General features: G+C 60.7%; 3 protein-coding genes. All 3 read left to right on the top strand.

From position 1 onward, the window contains the following. Positions 1 to 429: ArsR/SmtB family transcription factor (locus Q8M88_RS01085; protein ID WP_371132604.1), on the top strand; the 429-nt coding region annotated here is incomplete at its 5' end. Then, entirely contained in the window at positions 426 to 626 is a 201-nt protein-coding gene (locus Q8M88_RS01080) for a DUF2892 domain-containing protein (RefSeq protein ID WP_196404778.1), read from the top strand. The genes Q8M88_RS01085 and Q8M88_RS01080, both read left to right, overlap by 4 nt. Positions 627 to 693: 67 nt before the next feature. Next, positions 694 to 1,014 (top strand): Crp/Fnr family transcriptional regulator (locus tag Q8M88_RS01075; RefSeq protein ID WP_305594212.1); only part of this gene is annotated, 321 nt, incomplete at its 3' end.

Genomic DNA, 1,014 nt, shown 5'->3' with positions numbered 1-1,014 from the left:
ATAAGCGCTCTTCGGCGGCGCCGATGCGCGCGCTTGACAATTATATTCAATAAACATAATTTAGAGAGTATGAATGTAAATCTGCTTGCGCTCGCGCCGAAGGCTGCGGAGGCCGAAAGCTTTCTCAAGGCGCTGGCCAATCGCCATCGGTTAATGGTGCTCTGCCAGCTGCATGGGGGCGAACTCTCCGTGACAAAGCTGCAGGAGGCGATCGGGCTCAGCCAATCGTCGCTCTCGCAGCATCTTGCGCGGTTGCGCGAGGACAAGCTCGTCAAGACCCGCCGCGAATCGCAGACGATTTACTATTCCCTGGCCGACGGCAATGTCTCGCGGATCATCGGACTGCTCTATGAAATGTTCTGCGCCGGGCAGTGTGGCAAGCCGGCCAAACCGCGCGCGCGCGCCAAATCGAAGGAACTCACGCGATGAGCATTGATCGCATCGTTATGGCTTTTGCCGGGACCATGGTCCTCCTGAGCCTGCTCTTAGCGCAGCTGTTCAGTCCGTGGTGGCTCCTGCTCACCGCTTTCGTCGGCGTCAACCTGTTGCAGGCGGCCTTCACGGGCCTCTGCCCATTGGCGATGGCGCTGAAGCGGTACGGCGCCAAATCAGGCGCCGCCTTCTAGGGCGTCATCGACGTTCAGCATGGGTGCGTTAAACGTTCGCAGCGCGCTTAAGTGAAGACTTTGGATCGTGAGCGACGAAGGGCAGACGATGCCGTCCGATTGGATCGACGAAACGCCTTCCTTGCGCAGCCTCGACGCGGCGACGAAGACGCTTCTGCGGAACTCCGCCGCGCGCAAGCAAATTCCGCGCGGCGCCGTGCTGTTTCGGCCCGGCGATCACTGTGCGCAATTTCCGCTGATCGTTTCTGGTTCGGTGCGGGTGCAGCGGGTGACCGAATCGGGCCGGGAAATCGTGCTTTACCGGGTCGGCGCGAACGAAACCTGCGTTCTGACGACAGCCTCGCTGCTTTCGGACGACGCCTACGCCGCCGAGGGGGTCGCAGAAACT

Origin of the sequence: Phenylobacterium sp. (assembly GCF_030693805.1) — a bacterium.
Classification (GTDB): Bacteria; Pseudomonadota; Alphaproteobacteria; order Caulobacterales; family Caulobacteraceae; genus Phenylobacterium.
This window is presented reverse-complemented; position numbering and strand designations above follow the sequence as displayed.

What these genes read in the sequence shown, in the direction of transcription:
- Q8M88_RS01080 (WP_196404778.1), top strand. Translation starts at nt 426, where the DNA reads ATGAGCATTGATCGCATCGTTATGGCTTTTGCCGGGACCATGGTCCTC.